This window comes from Neorhizobium sp. BETTINA12A (assembly GCF_023006485.1).
In the GTDB taxonomy this organism is placed as follows: Bacteria; Pseudomonadota; Alphaproteobacteria; order Rhizobiales; family Rhizobiaceae; genus Neorhizobium.
This window is the reverse complement of record NZ_JALBGW010000010.1, coordinates 49637-74698: the sequence shown is the minus strand read 5'-3', so window position 1 is coordinate 74698 and position 25062 is coordinate 49637. Positions and strand designations below refer to the sequence as shown.

23 protein-coding genes are annotated in these 25062 nt (G+C 59.5%); 15 read left to right on the top strand and 8 right to left on the bottom strand.

Annotation, left to right across the window (positions count from 1 at the left end; translation table 11 throughout):
• Positions 1-99: 99 nt before the first annotated feature.
• From MOV61_RS05220 to MOV61_RS05190, 7 genes are all read right to left on the bottom strand, one after another.
• Positions 100-312, bottom strand: a complete 213-nt coding sequence (locus MOV61_RS05220; protein WP_038544821.1) for a hypothetical protein — start codon at positions 310-312, stop codon at positions 100-102.
• Positions 313-606: 294 nt separating this feature from the next.
• Positions 607-1353, bottom strand: a complete 747-nt coding sequence (locus MOV61_RS05215) for a ribonuclease activity regulator RraA (RefSeq protein ID WP_247135828.1) — start codon at positions 1351-1353, stop codon at positions 607-609.
• 21 nt (positions 1354-1374) lie between these two features.
• Positions 1375-2538 (bottom strand): mandelate racemase/muconate lactonizing enzyme family protein, encoded by a 1164-nt coding sequence (locus MOV61_RS05210; protein WP_247135827.1) that lies wholly within the window; start codon positions 2536-2538, stop codon positions 1375-1377.
• A gap of 32 nt (positions 2539-2570) precedes the next feature.
• A complete protein-coding gene (locus tag MOV61_RS05205) occupies positions 2571-3668 on the bottom strand; it encodes an ABC transporter ATP-binding protein (protein ID WP_247135826.1) in 1098 nt (365 codons plus the stop codon).
• 10 nt (positions 3669-3678) lie between these two features.
• On the bottom strand, positions 3679-4569 hold the full coding sequence (locus tag MOV61_RS05200; protein WP_038544815.1) for a carbohydrate ABC transporter permease: 891 nt from the start codon (positions 4567-4569) through the stop codon (positions 3679-3681).
• Positions 4566-5525 (bottom strand): carbohydrate ABC transporter permease, encoded by a 960-nt coding sequence (locus MOV61_RS05195; protein WP_247135825.1) that lies wholly within the window; start codon positions 5523-5525, stop codon positions 4566-4568. The genes MOV61_RS05200 and MOV61_RS05195 overlap by 4 nt, the downstream gene beginning before the upstream one ends.
• A gap of 73 nt (positions 5526-5598) precedes the next feature.
• Entirely contained in the window at positions 5599-7077 is a 1479-nt protein-coding gene (locus tag MOV61_RS05190) for a sugar ABC transporter substrate-binding protein (RefSeq protein ID WP_247135824.1), read from the bottom strand.
• Positions 7078-7284: 207 nt separating this feature from the next.
• Between MOV61_RS05190 and MOV61_RS05185 the strand changes: the two genes are divergently transcribed.
• The 4 genes from MOV61_RS05185 (at position 7285) to MOV61_RS05170 (ending at position 11861) form a co-directional block, all read left to right on the top strand.
• Complete coding sequence (locus tag MOV61_RS05185; RefSeq protein WP_247135823.1) at positions 7285-7995, top strand: GntR family transcriptional regulator; 711 nt, start codon at positions 7285-7287, stop codon at positions 7993-7995.
• 54 nt (positions 7996-8049) lie between these two features.
• Positions 8050-9216: a mandelate racemase/muconate lactonizing enzyme family protein gene (locus MOV61_RS05180; RefSeq protein ID WP_247135822.1), complete on the top strand. Its 1167-nt coding sequence runs from the start codon at positions 8050-8052 to the stop codon at positions 9214-9216.
• A 66-nt stretch (positions 9217-9282) separates the two neighbouring features.
• Positions 9283-10644, top strand: a complete 1362-nt coding sequence (locus MOV61_RS05175; RefSeq protein WP_247135821.1) for a mandelate racemase/muconate lactonizing enzyme family protein — start codon at positions 9283-9285, stop codon at positions 10642-10644.
• Positions 10645-10661: 17 nt separating this feature from the next.
• A complete protein-coding gene (locus MOV61_RS05170; protein WP_247135820.1) occupies positions 10662-11861 on the top strand; it encodes a mandelate racemase/muconate lactonizing enzyme family protein in 1200 nt (399 codons plus the stop codon).
• Positions 11862-11974: 113 nt separating this feature from the next.
• Here the strand turns inward: MOV61_RS05170 and MOV61_RS05165 are convergent, their stop codons facing one another.
• Positions 11975-12967, bottom strand: coding sequence for a LacI family DNA-binding transcriptional regulator (locus tag MOV61_RS05165; protein WP_247135819.1), 993 nt, complete (start codon positions 12965-12967; stop codon positions 11975-11977).
• A gap of 214 nt (positions 12968-13181) precedes the next feature.
• Between MOV61_RS05165 and MOV61_RS05160 the strand changes: the two genes are divergently transcribed.
• The 11 genes from MOV61_RS05160 to MOV61_RS05110 all read left to right on the top strand — a co-directional run bounded on the left by MOV61_RS05160 (position 13182) and on the right by MOV61_RS05110 (position 25059).
• Complete coding sequence (locus MOV61_RS05160) at positions 13182-14129, top strand: sugar ABC transporter substrate-binding protein (protein WP_038544801.1); 948 nt, start codon at positions 13182-13184, stop codon at positions 14127-14129.
• Between the two features lie 111 nt (positions 14130-14240).
• Positions 14241-15362 (top strand): ABC transporter permease, encoded by a 1122-nt coding sequence (locus MOV61_RS05155; RefSeq protein WP_247135818.1) that lies wholly within the window; start codon positions 14241-14243, stop codon positions 15360-15362.
• Between the two features lie 2 nt (positions 15363-15364).
• Positions 15365-16165, top strand: coding sequence for an ATP-binding cassette domain-containing protein (locus MOV61_RS05150; RefSeq protein WP_038544798.1), 801 nt, complete (start codon positions 15365-15367; stop codon positions 16163-16165).
• Positions 16166-16184: 19 nt separating this feature from the next.
• Entirely contained in the window at positions 16185-16988 is an 804-nt protein-coding gene (locus MOV61_RS05145) for a TIM barrel protein (RefSeq protein WP_173426755.1), read from the top strand.
• A gap of 62 nt (positions 16989-17050) precedes the next feature.
• Complete coding sequence (iolG, locus tag MOV61_RS05140) at positions 17051-18049, top strand: inositol 2-dehydrogenase (RefSeq protein WP_247135817.1); 999 nt, start codon at positions 17051-17053, stop codon at positions 18047-18049.
• Positions 18050-18062: 13 nt separating this feature from the next.
• Complete coding sequence (locus MOV61_RS05135; RefSeq protein ID WP_247135816.1) at positions 18063-19181, top strand: Gfo/Idh/MocA family protein; 1119 nt, start codon at positions 18063-18065, stop codon at positions 19179-19181.
• A 225-nt stretch (positions 19182-19406) separates the two neighbouring features.
• The gene (locus MOV61_RS05130) at positions 19407-20108 is read left to right on the top strand and encodes a GntR family transcriptional regulator (protein ID WP_244447431.1); all 702 of its coding nucleotides are present in this window, start codon (positions 19407-19409) and stop codon (positions 20106-20108) included.
• A 303-nt stretch (positions 20109-20411) separates the two neighbouring features.
• Complete coding sequence (locus tag MOV61_RS05125) at positions 20412-21269, top strand: sulfurtransferase (RefSeq protein ID WP_247032272.1); 858 nt, start codon at positions 20412-20414, stop codon at positions 21267-21269.
• Between the two features lie 250 nt (positions 21270-21519).
• Positions 21520-23082, top strand: coding sequence for an ABC transporter substrate-binding protein (locus MOV61_RS05120; RefSeq protein ID WP_247135815.1), 1563 nt, complete (start codon positions 21520-21522; stop codon positions 23080-23082).
• A 124-nt stretch (positions 23083-23206) separates the two neighbouring features.
• Positions 23207-24217 carry an ABC transporter permease gene (locus tag MOV61_RS05115; RefSeq protein WP_038544787.1) on the top strand — a complete coding sequence of 337 codons (1011 nt, stop codon included), beginning with the start codon at positions 23207-23209 and terminating at the stop codon, positions 24215-24217.
• Between the two features lie 2 nt (positions 24218-24219).
• Entirely contained in the window at positions 24220-25059 is an 840-nt protein-coding gene (locus MOV61_RS05110) for an ABC transporter permease (protein WP_247135835.1), read from the top strand.
• The last annotated feature ends 3 nt before the right edge of the window (positions 25060-25062 follow it).

Below are 25062 nucleotides of genomic sequence, written 5' to 3'. Positions count from 1 at the left end.
AAAGGGCCGCCGCCTTGTGGGGCTATAAGGTTCCGCTGGGAGTTGCGACCGGAACTGTGCAATGACAGGTTCCGGCCGCCGGCCCGCCCTGGGTAATGGTCAGTTCAAGGAACGAGACGCGGCGAGCAAGCCCGCGGCCTCGGCAAGTTTCTCCGGATCTTTAAGCCCGCGGCAGTAGAGATCGTACACGATGGGCGCGACCGCTTCCGCACTACGTTCCGAGCTTTCGGCCGCGACGATGACTGCGTGTCTGAGGAGAGAAATGTCTCCCATCGTCATTGCACGAGCTGGGAAAGGATTGTGATATGTCATATCCACCTCCTTTGAAGGGGCAACTATAGGTGATGGGAGATGCCCTTTCCACAGATATTGCCAAACCCACGGGATCTGTACGGAAGCGGACGAAGATGGTGTTTCACTGATCCCGAACCTTGATACCGGCCTCGGCGGCCGCTTCGATAAAAGCCTATCGAGCTTAGGGGAGATCATCCAGTTCCGCGTTCGATCTTTGCGCCAACACGAGATTACTTTCCGAATGGCCGATGCGCATGGCCGGGCCTGGTGACACCCCGGAAAATTCGCCGCCCGCCTGGGGTAATCCATTGGCTAAGTTGGTCCCAAGCGGTTTGTTTTGCGCCACTCTTCGTACTCTCCGCGGGCATCGTCATGCAGCGGATAGTAGCGCTGCAACGATCCGCCCTCCATCAGCTTCTCGCGCGAGAATTCCTCCCATTCGTGATGCTTTTGTGCCTCTTCGATTACCTTTGAGGCCATTGAGACTGGAAGCACCACCACGCCGTCATCGTCGGCGACGATGATGTCTCCGGGAATGACCGTGACACCGCCGCAGGCAATCGGAACGTTGACGGCATTGGGGTAAATGCTCGTCTGGACATGGTAGTTGGGCGTCCAGCCGCGCAGCCAAAGGGGGAGATCCAGTTTCTCGACATTGGGCCGATCGCGCATGCACCCGTCGATCACGATGCCAGCGCCGCCTCTGCCTTTGAAATAGGTCGACATCATATCGCCGAAGACCCCGGAACTCATATCGCCACGCGCATCGACCACGACTACATCGCCCTCCTGCGCGTGATAGAGCACATGCCGGTGCAACTGCGTCTCCGGATCGGCATATTCTCCTTCGTTGAAGAGATCCGGCCGCTGCGGCATGAATTGAAGCGTCAGGGCCGGCCCGACGATCGACTTCCCGCGATTCTGCGGCACGGGACCAACCATGTGCGGATTGCGGAAGCCCATGTGGCCAAGCGTGCCGGCAACCGTCGCGGCGCCGATTTCCTTCAGTGCGTCGATCAGGTCCTTGGACGGTCGCGTAATATCGGGTGTCTGCGTCATTTTAGGCTCCGGTGGATGAAACTACCAGTTTGTGACAGAACCGTCGCGGCGCTTCAGGTGAGGCGCTTCCCAGAAACGAAAGCTCTCCGCCTTGACCGCCTCTTCGTTGACTTCGACGCCGAGCCCCGGCAGATCGCTGACCGGATAGTCGGGGCCGACGAGCCGCGGTTGCACGGGGAAGAAGTCGGAATTATCGAAGCCCAGCTTTACTTCGGGCGCCCTGGTCTCGAGCCAAGCGAAGTTCGGTACCGCGGCGGCGAAATGGATGGTCGCGGCCGTGCACACCGGGCCGAGGGGATTGTGCGGCATCAGGTCCACATAATGCGCCTCGCTCCAACCAGCGACCTTCATCGCTTCGGTGAGCCCGCCCACATTGCAAACATCGAGCCGGTTGAACTGATGGATGCCGCGCTCGATGTAGGGCAGGAACTGCCACTTGCTGGCAAATTCCTCGCCGATGGCAAACGGGATGTCGGTCATCGTGCGCAAGGATTCGTAGGCCTCCGGTGCCTCGTCCCGTATCGGCTCCTCGAGGAAATCAAGCACGCCGCGGCCGAGTTTGTTGCAGAAGCTCGCCGCCTCTGCCACTGACAGCCGATGATGATAGTCGATGCCGAGAACGACGTCGCCGCCCAGTGCCTCGCGCGCCTTGTTTAGCATGGTCGCGGTCGCGCCGATCGACTCGCGGGGCTCAAAAATGTCCCTGCTGCTTTGCCCGATGGGGAAGAAGCGGATCGCCTGCCACCCCTGCGCGCGTAGTTCGCAGGCCCGTTCGATGGCAATATCGCCCTCGGCCTCGTCACCGGTCGAAGCGAAGGTAGGAATGCGGTCGCGCTGCTTGCCGCCCAGCAGTTCGTAGACCGGCACCCCCAGCGCCTTGCCCTTGATGTCGTGAAGGGCAATGTCGATGGCGGAAATCGCCGCCTGCAGAACGCGCCCGCCTTCGAAATATTGGCTGCGATAAACTTCTTGCCAGATCCGACCAATCTGCATCGGGTCGCGGCCGATGAGAAACTCGCGATAGTGCTCGATCGCACCGGCCACGGCCTTCTCGCGACCACTCAAGCCGCTCTCGCCCCATCCGAAGATGCCGTTGTCGGTCTCGACCTTGACGAGCATCTGGTTGCGTATTCCGATCCATACCGGATAGGGCTTGATAGCGGTGATTTTAAGCTTCGTAGTCATCTACACCCTGTTTCACACGTATCTGGCCTGTCTCAGCTGGCCATGAGGGCCATTTCTGTTTCGCCATCGAACAGATGCATCCGCTCCTGGTCGAACTCGAGCCAGATCGGTTCGTCGGGCGCGACGGCAATGGTCGGCGGCACGCTGACGTTGACGATGGCGCCAGACAGGAACGCCTGTACGAAAGTGACGTCTCCGGTCGGCTCCACCGTGTAGGCCTTGGCAGGAACGGTTCCCGGCACCGCACTCTTGTGCAGCTTGATCGTCGAGTGACGTGCGCCGAGCACGACTTTCTTGGTGGTTGCCGTCGCGACCTTCCGGGCGTTGTGTGGTGAGAGTTCGAGGCGCCAGCCCTCTGCGCTGGTCAACACGGTGTCGCCGCTCGCCGTTGATGCCTCCAGCGGAACAAGGCTCATCGCCGGGCTGCCGACAAAGCTGGCGACGAACATGTTCACCGGATGTGCAAACACCTGCGCCGGTGAAGCGTATTGCTGAAGGTAACCGCCGTTCATCACCGCCATTCTGTCCGCCATGGTCACGGCTTCGAGCTGGTCGTGCGTCACATAGATGATCGTTGCCTTGAGGTCCTGGTGGAAACGCTTGATCTCCGAACGCATCTGCACGCGCAGCTTTGCGTCGAGGTTGGAGAGTGGTTCATCCATCAGGAAGACCGCCGGATCGCGGACGAGGGCACGGCCGAGCGCCACGCGCTGCTGTTGCCCGCCCGAAAGTTCGCGTGGCTTGCGCTCGAGCAGCTGCGTCATGTCGAGCACGCGCGCTGCTTCCCTGACCTTCTTGTCGATCTCGTCCCTTGGCAGTTTGCGCATCTGCAGCGGGAACGCCAGATTTTTGTAGACCGATTTCTGCGGATAGAGCGCGTAGTTCTGGAACACCATTGCGATGTCCCGGTCCTTGGGGTCGAGGTCGTTGACCACCCTGTCGCCGATGACGATGTCGCCAGATGTGATGGGGATGAGCCCCGCCACAAGATTGAGGGTGGTTGTCTTGCCGCAGCCTGAAGGGCCGACGAGCGCAACGAATTCGCCGTCGTTGACCGTCAGCGAAACATTGTTGACAGCTTTGAAGCTGCCATAGGTCTTGACGAGATCATTGAGGACCACGTGGGCCACAGGCAACTCCCTAGTGCTTGACTGCGCCTTCCGTGAGGGCGCGTACGAAATATCGTTGGAGGAGGAGGAACAGGACCACAACGGGCACGCTCATCATGAAGCTGGCCGCCATCAGGCCCGGAAAGTCCGTGGTATTTTCCGAGAAGAAGCGCTGGATGCCGACCGGCAGGGTCAACTGTTCGTTCTTGGAGAGAAATGTGTAGGCGTAGATATATTCGTTCCACGCACCGATGAAGGAATAGATCGCCGTGGCGATGATGCCCGGCGTCGAGAGCGGCATCACGATCAGGACAAAGGCCTGGAACCGCGTTGCCCCGTCGATGCGTGCGGCCTGCTCGAGCTGCACAGGGATATTGTCGTAGAAGCCCTTGAGGAGCCAGATCGCCAGCGGCAGGCCGAATGTGAGGTAGGTGAGAATGAGCGACCCATGCGTATTCACCAGGCCGATCGCGCGCATCAGGATGAACAGCGGCACGAGAAAGATCACAGCCGGGAACATGTTGCGCAGCAGGACGGCGAAGAACAGAAAGTTCCGGCCGGGGAAGGTGAAGCGCGAAAAGGCATAGGCTGCAGGGACTGCCACGATCACCGAGAGGATGGTCGTGGTCGTGGAGACGAAAAGGCTGTTCCAGAAGAAACGGAGGAAGTCCTGGCCTACGCTATTTTGCGGGTCGAGGAGCTTCTCGTAGCTGGCAAGGGTCGGTTGGTCAGGCCACCATTGCGGCGGGAATTGCATGGCTGCGAAGCCGGACTTGATCGAGGTGATCAGCATCCAGATCATCGGCAACGCGGTGTAAAGCAGCATGAACGCGAGGAAGATGCGTCCGCCCCACCGCCATCCGTCGATGCGCACACGGCGACGGGCCTGGCTTCGAGGAGCAGTCTCGGCAATCGTGCTCATGCGCTCCCATCCTTCCGCTCGTTGCCGCTTAGCGCACGGACGTAGAAGTAGCCGAGCGACATCAGGATCAGGAACAGCAGCACTGAATAGGCCGATGCCACTCCCCAGCGCTGGCGACCGAAGGCGAGCTCATAAATGTGGGTGATCCAGATATGCGATGCGTTCGATGGCCCGCCGCCGGTCATGATCCAGGGGATGATGAAAGAATTGAAGTTGGCCACTGCCAGCAGAAGGATCGTCACCGTCGAGACGTTTCTCAAGTGCGGGAAGGTGACGTGCCAGAACCGCTGCCATGCATTGGCTCCGTCGACTTTTGCCGCACGCAACAACTGATCGGGTACTGTTTGCAGGCCAGCCATCATCATGATCATGGCAAACGGAAACTCCCGCCAGATATTGACGACGATGAGGGAGGGCAGCACCGTGTTGACGCTGTCGATGAAATTCGGCGGTCGGTCGGCCAATCCTAGGCCGACCAGCACCGCACCGATAATCCCAAAGTCCGAATGGTAGATCCATTTCCAGATATAGGACGCGGCGACCGCGCTGATGACCCAGGGAATGATCAGGATGGCGCGCAGGATGCCACGGCCGACAAAGTCACGATGGAGCGCCAGTGCGCTGGCAAATCCGAGGACAAATGAAATCAAAGTAGATCCCACTGTCCAGACAAGCGTGTTCCGGGTGACCGTCCAGAACACCGGACTTGTGAGGATGGCGGTGTAGTTGTTAAGGCCGACGAAAATCTTGTCCCGGAGCTGCAGGCCAGGCGGTGTATTAAAGAACGAAAGCTCGATCGTGTAGTAGATCGGATAGGCTATGACGATGAGCATCACGGCGATTGCAGGGAGCACATAGGCGTAGTCGGCGCGATGCGCCCAAATCTTTCGCAGCAGACCGGACCCTTCGGGTCGCAGTCTGCGGCGGGTCTCGGCCTTACCAGTCAAGATCGTCACGGTGCCATGCCCCCATTTTTCGGAACAAACCGGCCGCAGCCTCAGCGCGGCCGGTCAGATCGTCAGGCATGGACTAAAGTCCGCCGGCCGTCAGGTTTTTTACCTTCTTGGCTGCGTCTTCCGCTGCTTGGTCAACGGTCATGGCGCCGGTCAGCGCATTCTGCAGCATGTCCGGGACGATGATGTTCATGATTTCCGGCGACTGCGGCAGCGCCGGGAACGGGATGCCGTAAGGCAGCATGGAAGTCGTGACATCAAGGAACTTGATACTGTCCAAGCGTTCCTTCATCCATTTGGTCTTGAAGCCGTTGAGATTTCCCGGGTTTGAGCCGGCATAGGCCATCTTCAGCGACCATTCGGGGCTCGCCCACATGCAGCCGATAGCCTTTGCAGCCGGCTCGTCTACCTTGCCGCCCTCGACATATTCGGGCTTGAGGATGTGAATGTTCGAGCCGCCAAACACGACGGCACGCTTGCCGTTCGGGCCAGTCGGGATCAGACCGTAGCGCATGTTGTCGATGACGGTCTGCGCCTTGTCCTTGTCGGTACCCGTCGTCTTCTTCTGCAAGTCGAGCATGACGTTATAGTCGGACGGGTGCGAGACCATCATGGCGAGCTGGCCAGCGAGGAAGAGTGGCTGATTATCCGCCTGCTGATTGGTAAGCGCCGAAACCGGAACCGACTTGTCGCGAACATACATGTCATAGGAGGCTTGCAGCGCCGCCTTGCTCTGCGCGCTGTTCAGCTCGACCTGCTTGTAAGTCGGGTTCGCGTTGGCCTCGTCAAAAACGCCGCCGCCATAAGCCCACAGCTGCGGCATGAAACGGTACGGTGTATTGCCGGCATTCTTGCGCGCCACCAGGCCGTAACCGGCAATGCCGAGCTTGTCGTGGATCTGCTTGGAATATTTGACGACATCGTCCCATGTTGCCGGAGCCTTGTCCGGATCGAGGCCCGCGCGCTTGAAGATGTCGGCGTTCCAGATGAACGCCATCGTCTCATTATTGGTCGGGATACCGTAGGTCACGCCCTCCCAGGTCACGGCCTTCATTGCACCGGGCCAGAAATCATCGGTCGCGTACCCGATATCCTCGGGTTTGAGCGGCCGCAGATAGCCCTTCGAGGCGAATTCGGTGCCGCCCAGGATTTGCAGGCGAACCGCCATGGGCGCCGCATTGCCAAGGAGCGCGGTCCGGAACTTGTCCAGCAGGTCGTTATAGGTGAGGGCTTGATCCTCGAGCTGGATGTTCGGATAGGTTTTGCGGAAGGTCGCGAAGAAGTCCTTGTAATACTGGCGCAAGAGGTCGGGGTCGCCCTCGAACACACCCTGATACCAGAACGTCAGTCGCCCCTTGTAGTCGAGCGGGGTGACTTTAGCGCAGTCGGCCGCCGTGTCAAAATCCTGTGTACCGGCAATGGAGCGCACATATTGCGGCGACCACTTGCTCAAGTCGACCGGCGCACCCAGCGCAGACGCGGACATCAGCGATACCAGTAAAGCAGTGGACACAGTGCCGCGCACGACAGCACCGCCGAGTGAAATACTCGTCATAGGTATCCTCCCAGATTTCTCCCATGCCGCTCTGTGTGAAGCGAGCGGTCTTTGCTCCCCGGCCGTGGGACTTTCCACCCAATGTATCCCTTCGACCATATCATACGTTTTCAGATCACAGATTACCTGTCAACTAAAGAAATCGTACATTGTTTATGGAAGCCTTGCGTGATATCCGAGCAATCTGTGTATTGATTGGGGATAGCTTTGGCCGTTACGAGTGATTTTAAAGCGCAGCCACCCGAAGGGATCGACGCCATCGGGGCCTCCAGCGAAGGCGCGTCGCTTTATCAACTGATCAGGGACGACATTATCGAAGGGCGGCTCGCTGCCAACGAGCGGCTTGTGGTCACCGATCTTGCCCGGCGCCACGGTACCTCAACCAACCCCGTGCGCGAGGCTCTGCAACTGCTGCGCGGGGAGGGCTTCGTAACCTTCGTTCCCAACCGTGGAGCGCGCGTCCGGCCTATAGATCAGGATTTTGTTCGGGACATCTACGAGATAGGAGTCCTGATCGAGCCGGCACTGACGCGATGGTTCGTGAATATGGCCACCGTCGAGGACATTGCTGAACTCGAACGCATCCAAGGCCTGATTGAAGAGAACGACTTCGCCGATACGTTTAGGCACAGCGAGTTGGACACCGCCTTTCACACCGTGATGTACCAGAAGCACTACAACCACCATGCCGCCGAGCTTTGGTGGAAACATCGCGAAGTGCTTCGAGCCGTGAGCCGGCGTTTCAACTTCACGCTTGCCCGGCGTGCCGCGATCCTTAGCGAACATCGCGAGCTCATCGCACATGTCAAAGCGGGAAATGCGAACGAGGCGGCCGAACTCATCGCACGCCATGTCGAGGGCTCCGGCCGGCACATCCTCGAACACATGCGTGCGCGTAACGCCGCCTGGGCAGGATAGAATACATAGCCTTGAACATCGTCATGACGACCACTTCAGATAAAGGCAGTTGAGATGAAAATCACCAGCGTTCGGCCGTGGCTAATCAGATCCGATGCGTCTTATTGGGGAGAGTATCTGTTCGTCGAAGTGACGACCGACGAGGGGGTGAGCGGCTGGGGAGAGATCACCACCACGACAAAGCTCGCCAATCGCGCCCTCTGCACGATCCTGCGGCAGATCGGTGACGCTTTGACAGGCGAGGACCCGGCACGTATCGAGTATCTGTGGCACAAGATATTCCGCAGCTTCACCTACATGGGCAGTCGTGGCGCCGCAGTCGAATGCGTAAGTGCCATCGACATAGCCCTTTGGGACATCCGAGGCAAAGTTCTGGGTCAGCCGATTTACGAGTTGTTGGGCGGGCCGGTGCGCGATGAAATCGCGCTCTACACCCATCCCAACCAGGCCAAGTTTACCAGCAAAGAGGCTGTGGTTCGGGAAATTCGGGACATCGTCGAGTCCGGCCACACTGCGCTCAAGTTCGATCCTTTCCCCCACCAGGGCCGCACCGCCGATGGACAATCTCGCGAACAACGGGACGGCTACCTCGATGGCAGCATGACCCGCAAGGATGAGCGCGAAGCCGCCGAACTCACTGCACTGATCCGCGAAACGGCGGGCTCTGATGTGGACATCCTCATCGATGCGCATGGCCGGTTCGACGTTCCCACCGCCATTCGCCTTTGTCGGAGCCTCGAGGACGCTGGTCAGATCGACTGGTTCGAGGAGCCCTGTCCACCGGAGAGCCTCAGCGCTCTCAAACAGGTCCGTGAGAAGGTCAGCGCCGCCATCTCGTGGGGCGAGCGCGGCCACACGAAGTGGGATTTCGTGCCGGTGCTCGAAAACAAGCTCGCTGACTACATCATGCCGGACGTCACCTGGACCGGCGGCATTACCGAACTCAAGAAGATTTCCGCCCTATGCGAGGCCTACTACATCCCGGTCTCGCCGCACGACGCCGCTGGGCCGATCAACGTGGTTGCGGGAGCGCAGGTGATGATGACCGTTCCCAATTTCTACAAACTTGAAACGTCGGAGTGGAACCTGGGCAAATACGATCACCTCATCGACAGACCACTCGATGTTTCGAATGGCAGCCTCAAGCTTACGCCTAGGCCTGGTCTCGGCGTCGAAATGAACCGCGACTACCTTCAACATCACGAGATAGAGCTGCACTAGCGAGCAACGCTCTACGCCGCCTCAACGTGCGCGACGACGAGCCCCCGACCAGAACGAGGATAAATCATGCCAGAAGCAGATGGAGCCGACGAGGCGCTCAATCGGGTGAACACGCGTTCCAAGCCGTCCGACCTTCGCATCACCGACATGCGGGTAGCCGAAATTGTCGGCGCGCCGTTCACCTCGGTGCTGCTGAAGATTTACACCAACCAGGGCATCGTGGGGCTTGGCGAGGTGCGCGACGGCGCCAGCGCCACCTACGCGCTGATGCTGAAGAGCCGGTTGCTTGGCGAGAACCCTTGCGACATCGATCGCCTGTTTCGCCGGATCAAGCAGTTCGGCGGGCACGGCCGGCAAGGCGGCGGCGTGTCGGCGGTCGAAATCGCCTTGTGGGATCTTGCCGGCAAGGCCTATGGCGTCCCTGTCTACCAGATGCTCGGCGGCCGGTTTCGGGAGAAAGTGCGCGTCTATTGCGATACCGACGCGACCGTGCCGAGCGGTACCGAGACCGGTAAACGCCTCAAGCAGCGCATGGAGCTCGGATTCACCTTCCTCAAGATGGACTTGGGATTGATGCAGATCGCGGATGTGCCCGGTGCGGTCGTGTCTCCTGCCGGCTCACTTGAAGGGTACCGCCACCACCCCGACCGCGGTCCGCTGAAGACGATGGAGGAGCGGCGCCTCCGCAACGCGGTATATGATTTGCATAACGTCCCGCACCCGTTTACCGGCCTCCACTTTTCCGACAAGGGCCTCGACTTCCTCGAGCAATACATTGCCGAGGTTCGTGAGGTCATCGGCATGGATGTGCCGCTTGCGATCGACCATATCGGCCATATCTCCATGCAGAATGGCATTCGCCTTGCCAGGCGTATTGAAAAGTACGTGCCAGCCTGGCTCGAGGATGTGATCCCATGGCAGTATACCGAGCAATATCGACAATTGCAGGACGCCACCACGGTGCCAATCTGCACCGGCGAGGACATATACCTCAAGGAAGGCTTCGAGCCTCTGCTTAACAGCGGCGGCGTCTCCGTGATCCACCCGGACCTGCTCACCAGTGGGGGTATTCTCGAGACCAAGAAGATCGGCGATATGGCGCAGGACCGTGGTGTCGCCATGGCCATCCACATGGCGGAAAGTCCGATCGCAGCAATGGCTGCGGCACATGTCGCGACCGCGACCGAAAATTTCATGGCGCTCGAATACCATTCCGCCGATGTCGACTGGTGGGACGATATCGTCACCGGCCTTCCCAAACCGCTGGTGAAGGACGGCTTTATCACCGTTTCGGACAAGCCGGGCCTGGGGATTGACGACGTCGTCGACGAGGTGATCTCGCAGCATCTGCAGCCGGGCGTCACCGGCATCTGGCAACCTACGGATCGCTGGGACGATGAGTATTCCTGGGATCGCACCTGGAGCTGAGGCGAAAAGGAACGAAGATGAAGATCACGGATCTCCGCTGCGCCGTTATCGGCAGACATCCGATCGTCCGCATCGTTACGGACGAGGGCCTCTATGGCTTGGGTGAAGTCGAATTTACCAAGCCCTACCTCAAGCCCTGGGTGCTGCATTTCCGCGAGGCGCTGATCGGCGAGGACCCGACCGACGTCGAGAGAGTCATGCTGAAGATCCGCCAACGCGGCTCTTTCAAGCCGTACGGCGCGGCGGTGAGCGCTATCGAGCATGCGCTTTGGGATATTGCCGGCAAGGCCGCGGGCGTGCCCGTCTATAAACTGCTCGGCGGCAAGGTGCGGGACAAGGTGCGCGTCTACAACGGCTCGGTCCGTCGGACACGCACGGGCGACCGGCCGGAGGATTACGCCGCCGACGTCAAATGGATGATGGAGCAGCCCCAGAACTTCTTCATGGTCAAGCAAGGAATCTCGTTCCACTCCAACATGAAGGACACCATCGAGGACTTCCACTACGGCGTGACGCAGAAGAAGGCCGGCTATCACGGTGCCATGGATCAGGGCGTGATCAGCGAGCGCGGATTCAATCACATGCTCGACTGCGTGATCGCGATGAAGGAAGTGCTGGGCGACAAGGTCAGCCTGGCGCTCGACTGCGGCCCGGGCTGGATGTTGCCCGATGCGATCAAGTTCGCTCGCGCGGTCGAGAAGTACAATTTGATGTGGCTCGAGGACATGCTGACCGGCGACTACGTGCCGTGGGTCAATCCGCAGGCCTATCGGGAGCTGACAACCTCAACCTCGACACCAATTCACACTGGGGAACAGATCTACCTGCGGCACAATTTCAAGGAACTGATCGAGACGCAGGCGGTGCGCGTCATCGGCCCAGATCCAGCCGATATCGGCGGCATTGCCGAGCTCAAATGGGTCGCCGAGCACGCCTACATGCACTCGATCCTAATGGCACCGCACGGCACCGCCAACGGCCTGCTGGGGCTTGGCGCGTTGATCAATGTCTGCGCCACGTTGCCGGCAAATTACGTCGCGTTCGAATATCCGACCGCCTCCGACCCCTGGTGGGAAGACCTGGTAATCGGCTTGCCGCCGCAGATCGTCAAGGACAGCATGGTGGACTTACTGGAAGCGCCGGGTCTGGGCCTCGATATCGACCCTGAAGGGGCCAGGAAATATCTCAGGGAAGAGGATGCGGGCTTTTTCGACTGAGCCTCGCTCCACTTGCCGGCATGGCACAGACCGTCGGTGAACTGACCGACCAGGGATCGCCGGCGTTCGAGGCTGCCATTCCGATCCTGTCGCGAGGTCGCATTTGTCGAATGCTAAGCAGTTGATCTTGAGATAAGTTTTCCCCTGAAGGTTTTGTTTTCTCGTGGCTCCCTTCCGAGTATCATAGACAGGATTGCCGTTACCATTTCGATAGCGGGCTGCTCGTATGTCGTCAGGTCATAGGCAGGGGAGGCGGCGAGGGGAGCATTGTCGAAACCGGCAATCGCAATATCATCCGGAATACGGAGTTTTAGGGTACTGCGGACGTAATCGATCGCGCCGAAGGCCAGAGCATCGTTTTCACACATGAGAAGATCCGGCCATTGCTCGCGTGGGGTCTCCTGGAACAAGATCCTTGCGGCCTCAAATCCGTGTCCTGAACTGTAGGACGCCGCCGAAACACCAAGCACAGGCTTAGCGCCATGGGCTTCCCAGAAAGCGTTGAACGCGCGGCGTCGGCCCAACGCGGTGGAAAGGGTTTTGGCGCCGGACAGAAAAGCGGGACGTCGGTATCCTTTAGAATAAAAATACTCGCATAGTTCTCGCATCGCCAGCGGCGTATCGCATGTGATCGCGGGGACATTCGGTATCTGACTATCGCGGGCTAAAACGTAAAGCGGAGCCCCGCCCTGTATCCGGTCGTCCTCCAGCATCTCCGGTCGGAACGCCGTGCCGAACAAGATGATGGCATCGACTTGACGCTGACCGGCATCCAATAGCGCCTGCACGTGGTCGAAATGTTCATTGATGTTGATAAGGACCGTCAACAAGCCTTCCGACTGAAGTTGCCAAGTCAAAATCTCGAGAACTGGCAGTTTGTGTGGGTTCTTAAAATCATCGACCAGGATCGCGACCTGGTGTGTCAGGTTGGTCGCCAAGCTGCGTGCCAGCAAGTTCGGCCGGTAGTTCAGGCTCTCCGCAGCCTCCAGAACCCTTAATCGACTTTTCTCGGCGATCGAAGCCCCCGGCGTAAACGCGCGAATGACGGTCCACTTCGAGACACCTGCAGATCGCGCCACATCTTCCGCTGTTACTCGCTTCGCCATACTGACCTCACCCTGACCTATCGCGTGGAATGGATATTCCGTTGTGCCGAAAATTGGAATTATTGAGTTGACATATTGAAGCCAACTGATATGAATTTTACGGTTGCTACCGGTAGCAAAATCTATTGCGGCCTAGCAATGGAAACGGCGGGGGGAGGTCCACGTCGGATAGAGGAGCGACGCAGGCTTAGCCGCGTCAATGGGAGGAAAGAGCATGAAATCGCTTATCAAGAAACTCGCGCTCGGCGTTTCGATCGTTGCAGCCGTTGCGGGTGCTGACAGTCTCGCATACGCAAAAGATATCAAGATCATCGCCGTCACGCATGGCCAAGCAAACGATCCCTTTTGGTCGGTGGTCAAGAATGGCGTGACAGCCGGCGCCAAGGATGCCGGCGTTCAGGTCGATTATCGCGCGCCTGAGACATTCGATATGGTGGCTATGAGCCAGCTGATCGACGCTGCGGTGAACCAGAAGCCGGACGGGCTGATCGTGTCGATCCCGGATGCTTCGGCTCTCGGACGCTCGATCGAAAAGGCGGTGGCTTCCGGTATTCCGGTGATTTCCATCAACTCCGGGTCCGATGTTTCCAAGAAACTCGGTGCCTTGCTGCATGTCGGTCAGGACGAGTACGGTGCAGGTAAGGCTGCCGGTGAAAAGCTGAAACAGATGGGTGGCAAGACCGGCATCTGCGTCAACCAGGAGGTCGGTAACGTCTCGCTCGACCTGCGTTGCAAGGGCTTCTCGGATGGCTTCGGCGGTACTGTTACCGTGTTGCCGGTGTCCAATGATCCGGCCGAAGTTCGCGCCAAGGTCAAAGCGTCACTGAGCGCCAACAATGCTATCGATACCATCATGGCTCTCGGTGCAAGCACCGCCGGCGAACCTTCGCTCGCAGCCGTCAAGGACGCTGGCAAGACCGGCAAGGTCAATGTGGCGACCTTCGATCTTTCGGCCAATTTCCTGAAAGCGGTTGCCGCCGGCGAAGCTGCCTTCGCGATCGACCAGCAACAGTTCCTGCAGGGCTATTTGTCGACCGTCTTCCTGGCCAATAACGCGAAATATGGCCTCATCCCCGGCGGCAACGTTCCATCGGGTCCGAATCTGATCACCAAGGATAAGGCGGCTCAGGTCGTCGAGCTGTCGGCGAAGGGCATCCGCTGATCCACCCCCTGTCGCGTTAGCGTGTCGGCCGCTCCTTCAGCAGGAGGGGCTGCCGACCAACCCTACGCGTTGTCTGCATGGCTGTGGCGTGCGACGCCCACGGGAGGAACCATGACTGAAATTAGCAAAACTCCAGCCGCATCGATAAAATCCGACGAGCGCCTCAAGAAGGTCAGTGTCCTGACAAGCCTGATGCGGCGCCCCGAACTTGGCGCGGTCGCGGGCCTCGTCATGGTGGTGATCTTTTTCTTCTTTACCGCCGATGCCTCGATGTTCTCGTTGTCGGGAATGATGACCATCCTGGCGCCGGCATCCCAGCTAGGGATTCTTGCCATTGCGGCGTCCATGCTGATGATCGGCGGAGAGTTCGATCTTTCCATCGGCTCGATGGTGGCCTTCGCCGGCCTGATTTTCGGTGGCCTGCTGGTCAATTTTGGTCAGCCACTTTGGATCGCGATCCTATTTACCTTGCTCTTCGCAGCTCTGCTGGGCGCCGTGAACGGTCAGATCGTCATCCGCACCCGGCTTCCCTCGTTCATTGTCACGCTGGCTTTCCTGTTCATCCTGCGCGGACTGACACTGGTCGGCCTCAAATGGGCGACCGGCGGATCTACGCAGCTTCGCGGTATCAGCGAGGCTGTTGGAGACACCTCCATTGCGGGCCTGTTTTCAGGCCTCGCCTTCCAGGGTTTCTTTGCCTGGCTTGCCGAAAACAACCTGATCGAGAAATTCGACAATGGCATGCCGAAGGTCGCGGGGGTGCCTGTCTCCGTGGTCTGGTTCGTCGGGGTTGCCGGCGTTGCGACGTGGGTCCTGCTGCGCACCCGGGTCGGAAACTGGATCTTTGCCGTCGGAGGTGATGCCAATGCCGCTCGAAACTCCGGTGTACCCGTCGATCGCGTCAAGACCGGGCTTTTTGCCTTGACCGCATGCGCGGCTGCTCTCGTCGCCATCATCACGGTGCTGGATGCCGGATCGACGGACGCACGACGCGGTTTCCAGAAGGAGTTCGAAGCCATCATCGCAGCCGTCATCGGAGGAAGCCTTCTGACAGGCGGTTACGGCTCGGCCATAGGTGCCTTTTTCGGAGCAATCATCTTCGGCCTCGTCTCCATCGGCCTCACCTATACGAAGTTCGACTCCGACTGGTTTCAGGTCTTTCTCGGCACCATGCTGCTGCTTGCCGTCCTCTTCAACAACTTCATTCGCCGCAAAGTTACAGGGGAGCGCTGAGCATGGCCGACATCCAATCCAATTCGCCGGCCCCGATCATCGAAGCCAGGGACATCGTGAAGCACTATGGCTCCGTCATTGCGCTCTCGGGGATCTCGATGAAGGTGCTGGAAGGCGAAGTTCTCTGCCTGCTCGGAGACAATGGCGCCGGCAAGTCGACGCTGATCAAGACGCTGTCCGGCGTGGTCAAGCCTTCCGGTGGCGAACTGCTCGTCGATGGAAAGCCTGTCACGTTCTCCAGCCCGCGTGATGCGCTCGATGCCGGCATCGCCACCGTCTACCAGGATCTGGCCATGATTCCGCTCATGTCCGTAACCCGCAACTTCTTCATGGGGCGCGAGCCACGCAAGGGTATCCCGCCCTTCCGCTACATCGACTTCAAACATTGTGATGCCGTGACCCGGGAGGAGATGCACAAGATCGGGATCGATGTTCGGGATCCGAACCAGGCGGTCGGAACCCTATCCGGCGGCGAACGGCAATGCGTGGCGATCGCGCGTGCGGTCTATTTCGGGGCGAAGGTTCTCATCCTCGACGAGCCGACATCTGCGCTGGGCGTGGCACAGACGTCCATGGTTCTCAAATACATCAACCATGTGCAGCAGAAGGGCCTTGGGGTCATCTTCATCACGCACAATGTGCGCCACGCTTTCGCGGTCGGCAACCGCTTCACCATCCTCAACCGCGGCAAGACGCTGGGCACCTATGCCAAGAGCGAGATTTCCATCGATGAGCTTCAAAACATGATGGCCGGCGGCAAAGAATTGCAGGCGCTCTCCAACGAGCTCGGCGGCACCATCTAATTCACGAAACGGGATTGTAATGATGACAGAAGAGCATGCACATCCGGGGCCCTTCACGCTGGCCGTCTGTGCAGAAATGGTTTTCCGCTCTTTGCCGTTCACGGAGCGGCTGAAGCGGATCACCGAGCTTGGCTTCGTCGCCGAGATCTGGGACTGGACCAAGCATGATATTCCTGCTCTTGCCCGGTCCGGCGCGACGTTCTCGTCGATGACGGGGTACATCACCGGCACGCTCGCGGACGATGAGGGCGCCGATGAACTCATCAGGACGGCGCGTCTGTCTATCACCGTTGCCAAGGAACTCGGTTGCCCCCGGCTCAATTTGCACGGGACGGGTCTCGACGGGCAGGGGCTGCCGGTGCTCAAGTCGGAGGGCGTCACCGGCGCGATGTGGCTGAAGGCACGCGACACCCTCAATCGCATCGCGGATCTCGGTGAGGAAGAAGGCGTGACGTTCGTTCTTGAGAACCTCAACGAAGCGGTCGATCACCCGAAAACGCCTTTCGCCAAGGCCGCCGACACGATCGCCCTGGTCTCTGCGATCAATCGTCCGTCGCTGAAGCTCAATCTCGATCTTTACCACGCCCAGATCGGCGAAGGGAATCTCATCGAGCTCTGCCGTCGGGCGCTGCCATTCATCGGCGAAATCCAGGTGGCGGATGTGCCCGGCCGCATGGAGCCCGGCACCGGAGAGATCAATTACCCGGCCATCGCCCGCGCGCTGAATGCCATGGGCTACACCGGCGTCATCGGGCTTGAGGCCTGGCCGGCCGAGGACGACGAGCTGGCGCTGAGCCGCTTCCGCCAAGCCTTTACCCTTTAACACTCTCCTCTCTGCGCGGCCGTTTGTCAGGCACGTGCGATCACATGTCAGAAGGAATGAAAATGCTGAAAGTTGGTCTTCTCGGTGCAGGGCGCATTGGAAACGTCCACGCCAAAGCGATCACGTCCAATCCCGGAAGCGCGCTGGTCGCGGTTTCGGATGTCAACACGGACGCCGCCACAAAGCTCGCGTCTCAGTATGGAGCAGAGGCTGCTTCCAGCCTCGACATCATCAACGATCCCGCCATCGACGCTGTGCTCATCGCCACATCGACGGACACCCATTCGGACTTGATAGAGGCGGCGACGAAGGCCGGCAAGGCGGTGCTGTGCGAGAAGCCCGTCGATCTCAGCCTCGAACGGGCCCGCGCCTGCCAGATCGCGGCGGCGGCTACGGGCAGACCGGTCATGATCGGTTTCAACCGCCGCTTCGATCCGAACTTCTCGGCGCTCAAAGCTGCCGCGGACCGGGGCGATATCGGCAAGACCGAACTGCTGTCGATCACCTCCTTCGATCCGGCGCCGCCTCCGGTGTCCTACATCAAGGTTTCCGGCGGCCTGTTCCGGGATATGATGATCCACGACTTCGACATGGCCTGCTGGATCTTCGGCGGCGCGCCCGAGACGGTGACGGCCATCGGAAGCTCGATCGTCGATCCCGCGATCGGTGCGGCGGGCGATGTCGATACCGCCGCCGTCACACTCAAGTTCGCCGATGGCCGGATCGCCGTGATCAAGAACAGCCGTCGCGCGGTCTACGGCTACGATCAGCGCATCGAGTTGCTGGGCTCCGACGGACTGCTGTCCGCCGGCAACATCCTGGAGAACACCATCACCAAGTCCACCCGGGACGGCGTGACGGGCGCCAAGCCGGAATTCTTCTTCCTCGAGCGCTATATGCGCGCCTATTCCATTGAGTGGAATGCGTTTGTCGATGCCATCACGTCCGGATCGGCACTGCCGGTTTCGCTGGATGACGGCGTCAATGCGCTTGCATTGGCGGAAGCGGCGACACGGTCACTCGCGTCGGGGCAATCCGTCAGCCTCGCCGAAATACTCTAGGCGAGGATTTAACGTGAACACACTTGGCATCGGACTGATTGGTACCGGGTATATGGGGAAGTGCCATGCATTGGCATGGAACTCGGTCGCGGCCACTTTCGGCACGGACATCCGACCGCGCCTCGTTCATCTCGGCGAGGTCAATGAGACCCTTGCGAAACAGCGCGCCACCGAATTCGGTTTTGAGAAATCCTCGGGTGACTGGCGTGCCGTAATCGATGATCCCGACGTTCAGATCGTTTCAATCACCTCGCCGAACCAGTTCCACAAAAATATGGTGACTGCGGCGCTCGATGCGGGAAAGCATGTCTGGTGCGAAAAGCCCATGTCCACTGGGCTGCAAGACGCCGAGGCCATGCTGATGGCTGCAGAGCGCACCGATCGTCTTTGCGTCCTTGGTTACAACTACATTCAGAGCCCGGCATTCAGGCAGATCGAAACGCTGGTGAAGAATGGGCGGATCGGGCGTGTCACCAATATCCGCGTCGAGATGGACGAGGACTTCATGGCGGCGCCGGACATGCTGCATTCGCTCAAGCATCGGGCGGAGTCCGGTCATGGGGCACTCGACGATTTTGCCGTGCACCCCTTGTCTCTGCTGCAGCGCCTGTGCGGTCTTCCTGTGGAGGTCATGGCCGATGCGGCGCGTCCCTACGAGACGCTGAAGGACGCTCACGGCGTTGATAAGAAGGTGGAGACCTTTGATATCGCTTCTGCGCTGATGCGTTTTCGGGACGGGCTAACAGGAACGTTGATCGTCAATCGGTCTGCCTGGGGGCGCAAGGGACGGATTGCACTTCAGATTCTCGGAACAGAGGGGTCCATTCTTTTCGATCAGGAGCGGGCCAACGAATTCCAACTGTACCAACGCTCGGACGAAGCAGAAATACAGGGTTTCCGGACCGTCCTGATCGCGCCCATCCACGCTCCGTACAATCATTTCGTACCCGCACCCGGCCATGGCCTTGGCTTTAACGAACTCAAGGTTATCGAGGCCTACGAGATCCTGAACGCGCTGAGTGGCAAACCCGCGAGGCTCGTGGATTTCTCGGACGGCATCCAGATCGAGAGAGTGGTCCACGCCATGGCCCAATCACATGCCAGCGGCAAGTGGACCAGCACATTCGGCTAATGCAGATCGCCCGAAAGCGTGCAGCGATTTCGGCGCCAGAGGGGCGTGTTGCGCAAAATAGATATGCCACGTAGTATACTACTGGCGTGGCATGTATCGAAACATGCTGGTCGGGATTGGCGCAATCGAATTCCATGTTAGAAATCATCGCCCGTCTTTTCGGCACTGGAGACAAATCCATGGCCAGGCAGAGGCGTTGGGCCCCGCGGGGGTATGGAGAGAGATGTGAACAGGACTGGCAGGTCGGCGGTTTCATCTGAAAAGCGTGGGAAATCGCTGACGGAGCAGGCCTATGCGATACTGCGTGAGCGCGTAATAACGGGTGTACTTCCGCCTGGTGTGGACGTTTCCGAGCCGGAACTGGCCGATCAACTGCAGATGAGTAAGACGCCGGTGCGGGAAGCGCTCGCGCGGCTTTGCGTCGAAGGGTTGATGGAGGCTTTTCCCCGTCGCGGCTATCGGGTTACTCCGGTGACACTGAAGGATATGGACGACCTTTTTGCAGTTCGGGGCGTTCTCGAAGGGACCGCAGCGGCTCTGGCCGCGCAAAGCCTGACTGAAGACGAACTCGATGCGCTCGATCGGCTGGCGGATGCCAGTTACGTCGTCGGTGAAGATGTCAGCACCAAAACGTTCGTGACGTCGAACGAGATGTTTCATTCCGCGATTGCGCAGGGGTCGCGCAATCCGCGTCTGCATTCGCTGGTGATGAGTCACCTGGAGGAATGCGCCCGGCTTTTCTACATGGGAACACGAATCCGCGACATTAATCCGGAGACGATTAACGACCACCATCGTATCGTGGCGGTTCTCAGGCAGCGTGACGGCGAGAAGGCCCGGCTTGCGATGATCGAGCACAACGAGAATACCCGCAAGGGGCTGTTTGCGGCGATGGTCGCCAATCCGCAGCCAGGCATCTCGCTTTAACGGGCTGTTTCTGACGTTTGAGATGTCAGTTCTGCTTCACGACTGCGGGCTGCTGAAGATCTGCACGCGCGAGCCTACTTCGACGATCTCTCCCAGATACACGACCGCCACGCGATGGCTGGCACGTTCCACTACGGCCATATCTGCCAAGTGACCCAACTCCCCGGGGCTTCGTGGAGTAGAAGCGAGCGGCTCCGAGCATATCGGCGCTGTAAGATATTACGTAAGATATTTCATCTTGCCAAGGAGGTTCGAATGAAGGAGGATAATTTCAAGGAGTGACCATTTCCGGGAGATGGTGTCATGGCCGATGACATTCGCAAATCAGTTCTTCTTACGCCGCTCGACCTGAATGGGTTGCGCAAATCCGGCGCGGATGTGACAGTTCTGGCAGTCCATTCGATCAACCCTTATACCGGCCAGCCGTCCTTCAAGGGACAGCGGATCGAAGGCGCGGTCGATACGGAAGCCTATTCCGATTTTCAATCGCCACCCTCCGCGGAGGGTGGGCAGCGCCCGCTTCCCGAGATCGATATCCTGCAGGAAAAGGCGCGCCGATGGGGGCTGCGGCCGGAAAGCACGATCGTCATCTATGACGGGGACCGCAGCATGACGGCTGCCCGCGCCTGGTGGGTGCTGAAATGGGCGGGCCTGCCGGATGTCCGCGTATTAGACGGTGGGTTTCCGGCCTGGGTATCGGCCGGGCTTCCGACGACGGACGCCGTTACCGCTGTCCAGCCGAGCACGATTGTATTGTCGCCGGGGCACATGCCTGAGTTTGACGCCAGCGATGCTCTTCGCTTCGGGAAAGAGGGAATCCTTCTCGATGCGCGCATTCGGCCTAATTACATCGGTGGTCCCGTTGCGGAGGGTCAGCCTGCGCGGGGCCATATTCCGCATGCGATCAGCGCGCCTGCCCCAGATAACGTTACCGACTACGGCAACTTCGCCGACAGCGCTACGCTGAGGGAGATGTATCGCGCTCTCGGCGTCGACGGCTTTTGCGACGTCGGCGTCTATTGCGGTGCCGGCATGTCGGCCGCACATACCGTGCTTGCGCTTGCCGCCATCGGACTACCGGCGGCGATGTATCCCGGATCGTGGTCCGCATGGGTTTCAGATACGACGCGTCCCGTGATTACGGGTGCCGATCCTTTCTGATGAAGGATGCTCAAACGGCGAGCGTTTTTGGCGTGAAATTCTCCTATTGTGGCCGGTTGTAGAGAGGGGACCGCTCATTCGGCACAAAAAATATGCGCAGATATTCTTTGTCTAAAGCAGCGCCACTTCGACTTTACAGGCTTAAATTCGATTGATATATCTCGTAGTATATCAGCTGGGCGCAGGCGCTGATTGATGCGATATACGGGAACGGGTTCCAAAGAGCCCATGGCCAGAGAAGGGTCGTAGCATGAATATCTGGAAGGGTTTTGCGGCAGCGGTGGTCGCCGTGCCGCTGATATCGGCGGGCACATACGCGCAGGCTCAAGATCGGTCGAAGACGCTTGTTGTTGCGGTTCCTTCCGATCCGGTCGGCCTCGAGCCCGGCGGCAACAAGGCGGAGCCTGTCGGCAGCGAAATCATCCTCAACGTCTTCGATACGCTGGTCGCCTGGACGTCGCCGGAATTCAAGCAGCTCGAAGGTCGTCTGGCGACGAACTGGACCATTTCCGCCGACGGCAAGGAATTTACCTTCAAGTTGCGGGATGGTGTCAAGTTCCAGGACGGCACACCTTTCGATGCGGCGGCGGTGAAGTTTTCGCTGGAGCGCACCAAGGCTACCAATTCCTACGTCAAGGCGACGTTCGACCTGATCAGGGATATCGCCGTCATATCCCCGACCGAGGTGAAGATCACGCTTTCCGCTGCTTACCCGGCCTTCCTGTCCATTCTCGCCCAGCCGCAATCGGCCATCGTCAGCCCCGCGGCCGTGCAAAAATTCGGCGACAAGTTCGCCGCCAATCCGGTCGGTACCGGTCCGTTCGTCTTCAAAGGGGCGCAGGCCGATACGAATGTCGTTCTGGAAGCCAATCCGGACTATTTCCGTGGTGCCCCAAAACTTTCGAAGATCATCTATCGCGTTATTCCGGACGCCTCCACCCGCCGTCTGGAGCTTGAGAGCGGCGGTGTCGATATCGTCCAGCAGCAGGGTCAGCTGTCTGCAATCGCCGCCGAGGACATCGAGGCGCTGAAGAAGAACAAGGATATCAAGATCCTTGAGACGTCGAGCCAGATCATTCGTCAGCTCGAATTCAACAACAACAAGAAGGACGGCCCGTTCGCCAACGTCAAGGTACGCCAGGCGATTACGCATGCGATCGACTACGACGGCCTGCTGAACGGCGTTTTCGGCGGCACGGCCGAACGCGTCTATGGTCCGCTGACCACCAATAGCTGGGCCTTTAACCCCAAGATGAAGGAACTGGCTCCGAAATACGATCCGGCGCTCGCTAAGAAGCTGCTGGCGGAGGCCAAGGTCGATCCGTCGAGCCTTGATTTGAAGCTCTACAGCTTCCAGGGGCCGCTCTGGGGTGCCGTTGCCACCTTCGTGCAGGCGAACCTAGCCGATATCGGCATTAACGCCACAATCCAGCAGACCGAGTTCCCGGCGCTGCGGGCGCTGCAGACTTCCGGCCAGTTCGACGTTGCGCTCGACGGACGCCAGCCGTGGTACAACGACCCGGACGCCCACATCACCATCGGTTACCTCTCGCCGCTCGCCAACACGGCCATGACCTTCCGCATGCCGGAGGATAAGGTGCTCGACGATCTCATCCTGAAGGCTCAGCAGACCTCCGACCTGGAAGCCCGCAAGCAGCTTTACTTCCAGGTGCAGGAAGAGATCGCCAAGAAAGTCCCGGGCGCCTATCTGTTCAGCCCCAAGCTGATCGTTTTCCAGCGTGCCAATGTGGAGGGCCTTGTGGTCAACAGCGCGCCCCCACTCAACGAATATTGGTCCGTCTCCAAGAAGTGATAGTCTTCTCCCAAGACTAAGGCGGGCAGTCTTCGGGCTGCCCGCCTCCTTGCTTTCCCTGTTCTGGCACGACGGGAAGGTGTCTATCCGCCGGTGCGGGCGGCTTTGCAATGAGTTGGAGAGCATGGCGAGTTTCATCATACGCCGCCTGATCGCGCTGATACCCGTCATGTGCATCGTGCTGGTGATTGTCTTTTCACTGGTCCGGTTGATACCCGGCGATCCGGCCGTGACGCTGCTCGGTCCGGGTGCGACGAAGGAGCAGATCGACGCGCTGCGTGCCCAACTCGATCTCGATCAGCCTGTGGTCCTGCAATTTGCCAACTACGTATTTGGTCTGTTGAAGGGTGATCTCGGTTTCTCCCTGAAGTCAGGCCTGCCCGTGACAGGCGAAATTCTGACGCGCCTGCCGGCGACGATCGAGCTTTCGGTTCTGGCCGTCATCGTCGCCATCATCCTTGGCATCCCGATCGGGGTGCTGTCGGCCGTCCGGCCCAACTCCATCTTCGACCACGTTACCCGGGTCGTCTCGCTGGTCGGGGTGTCGATGCCTGCCTTCCTGCTGGCGCTTATCCTGCAGCTGATCTTTGCGACCTATCTCGGCTGGCTGCCGGTATCGGGACGGATGAGTTCTTTTTTGACGGTAGAAACCGTGACCGGTTTTGCCGTTCTCGACGGCATCATTACCGGTAATTTCGCGGCGGCATGGAGTGCGGTCCAACATCTCATTCTGCCGACTGCGGTGCTCGCCTCGTTTCTCGCCGCCACGCTCGGCCGCTTCGTGCGCAATACCATGCTCGACGTGATGGGTGAGGACTTCATCCGCACCGCCAGGGCCAAGGGGGTGCGGCGTTCGAGTGTCGTGCTGAACCACGGCCTGCGCAATTCGCTGCTGCCGGCGATCACCGTTATCGGGTTGAAATTCGCGGAAATGCTCGGCGGTGCGATCCTGACCGAGACGATCTTCGCCTGGCCGGGCATCGGCCGCTACATGTTCGAAGCGATCAAGAACCGTGACTATCCGGTCATTCAAGGCACGACGCTGGTCTTCGCCCTGATGTTCGTCCTCACATCGATCATCGTGGACCTGCTCTATGGAGTCCTCGATCCGCGCATCCGCCGGAAGATGGGGTGATCATGCGTGAACTGCTGATCTTCTTGCGACGCAATAAGCTGGCGGTGGTCGGCCTCGTCATCTTAGTCGCCCTCGTAGGCCTGATCACCATCGGTCCACTGGTCTCGCCCTATACGCCGACCAAGCTCGATATCCTCCACAAGCTGGACGCGCCGACACTTGCTCACTGGCTTGGTACCGACGCCTTCGGCCGCGATGTAATGACCCGCATCATGTATGGTGGCCGAGCGACGCTGGCCATCGGCGTCGGCGTGGTCGCCATCGCCTTCGTGATCGGCGTTTTCTTCGGGATGCTGGCAGGCTTCGTGGGAGGTTGGCCCGACAGCATCATCATGCGTATCGTCGACGCCATTCTGGCCTTCCCGGCGCTGGTCCTGGCGATTGCGCTTGCTGCGGCTTTCGGGCCGAGCCTCCAGAATGCCATGCTTGCTGTTGCCATCACACTGGCGCCTCAGTTCGCGCGGGTCGCGCGCAGCCAGGCGCTGAGCATTTCCGTCAAACCCTATGTTGAGGCCGCAGTTTCACTTGGTCTGCCGACCCATCGAATCCTGCTGCGCTACATTTTCGTCAACGGGCTTGGGCCCTTGCTGGTGCAGTCGACGCTGGCGCTCGGCAGTGCCATCCTGCAAACCGCCAGCCTCGGCTTCCTGGGTCTCGGTGCCCAGCCCCCGCTGGCCGAATGGGGTGCTGACGTTTCCGCCAACCTGCAATTCGTCCGCAGCGCCGCCTGGGTGGCTCTCGCTCCCGGCATGGCGATCCTGTTGGCCGTTCTGTCGTTCAACCTGATCGGCGATAGCCTGGCGGATTGGTTCAATCCGCGTCGCCGCAGCGAACTCGATTGAGGT

Bases quoted from the DNA above. Each gene is read 5' to 3' on its own strand.
- MOV61_RS05220 (WP_038544821.1), bottom strand. From the start codon at position 312: ATGACATATCACAATCCTTTCCCAGCTCGTGCAATGACGATGGGAGAC.
- MOV61_RS05215 (WP_247135828.1), bottom strand. From the start codon at position 1,353: ATGACGCAGACACCCGATATTACGCGACCGTCCAAGGACCTGATCGAC.
- MOV61_RS05210 (WP_247135827.1), bottom strand. From the start codon at position 2,538: ATGACTACGAAGCTTAAAATCACCGCTATCAAGCCCTATCCGGTATGG.
- MOV61_RS05200 (WP_038544815.1), bottom strand. From the start codon at position 4,569: ATGAGCACGATTGCCGAGACTGCTCCTCGAAGCCAGGCCCGTCGCCGT.
- MOV61_RS05190 (WP_247135824.1), bottom strand. From the start codon at position 7,077: ATGACGAGTATTTCACTCGGCGGTGCTGTCGTGCGCGGCACTGTGTCC.
- MOV61_RS05180 (WP_247135822.1), top strand. From the start codon at position 8,050: ATGAAAATCACCAGCGTTCGGCCGTGGCTAATCAGATCCGATGCGTCT.
- MOV61_RS05175 (WP_247135821.1), top strand. From the start codon at position 9,283: ATGCCAGAAGCAGATGGAGCCGACGAGGCGCTCAATCGGGTGAACACG.
- MOV61_RS05170 (WP_247135820.1), top strand. From the start codon at position 10,662: ATGAAGATCACGGATCTCCGCTGCGCCGTTATCGGCAGACATCCGATC.
- MOV61_RS05165 (WP_247135819.1), bottom strand. From the start codon at position 12,967: ATGGCGAAGCGAGTAACAGCGGAAGATGTGGCGCGATCTGCAGGTGTC.
- MOV61_RS05160 (WP_038544801.1), top strand. From the start codon at position 13,182: ATGAAATCGCTTATCAAGAAACTCGCGCTCGGCGTTTCGATCGTTGCA.
- MOV61_RS05155 (WP_247135818.1), top strand. From the start codon at position 14,241: ATGACTGAAATTAGCAAAACTCCAGCCGCATCGATAAAATCCGACGAG.
- MOV61_RS05150 (WP_038544798.1), top strand. From the start codon at position 15,365: ATGGCCGACATCCAATCCAATTCGCCGGCCCCGATCATCGAAGCCAGG.
- MOV61_RS05145 (WP_173426755.1), top strand. From the start codon at position 16,185: ATGATGACAGAAGAGCATGCACATCCGGGGCCCTTCACGCTGGCCGTC.
- iolG (WP_247135817.1), top strand. From the start codon at position 17,051: ATGCTGAAAGTTGGTCTTCTCGGTGCAGGGCGCATTGGAAACGTCCAC.
- MOV61_RS05125 (WP_247032272.1), top strand. From the start codon at position 20,412: ATGGCCGATGACATTCGCAAATCAGTTCTTCTTACGCCGCTCGACCTG.
- MOV61_RS05120 (WP_247135815.1), top strand. From the start codon at position 21,520: ATGAATATCTGGAAGGGTTTTGCGGCAGCGGTGGTCGCCGTGCCGCTG.
- MOV61_RS05115 (WP_038544787.1), top strand. From the start codon at position 23,207: ATGGCGAGTTTCATCATACGCCGCCTGATCGCGCTGATACCCGTCATG.
- MOV61_RS05110 (WP_247135835.1), top strand. From the start codon at position 24,220: ATGCGTGAACTGCTGATCTTCTTGCGACGCAATAAGCTGGCGGTGGTC.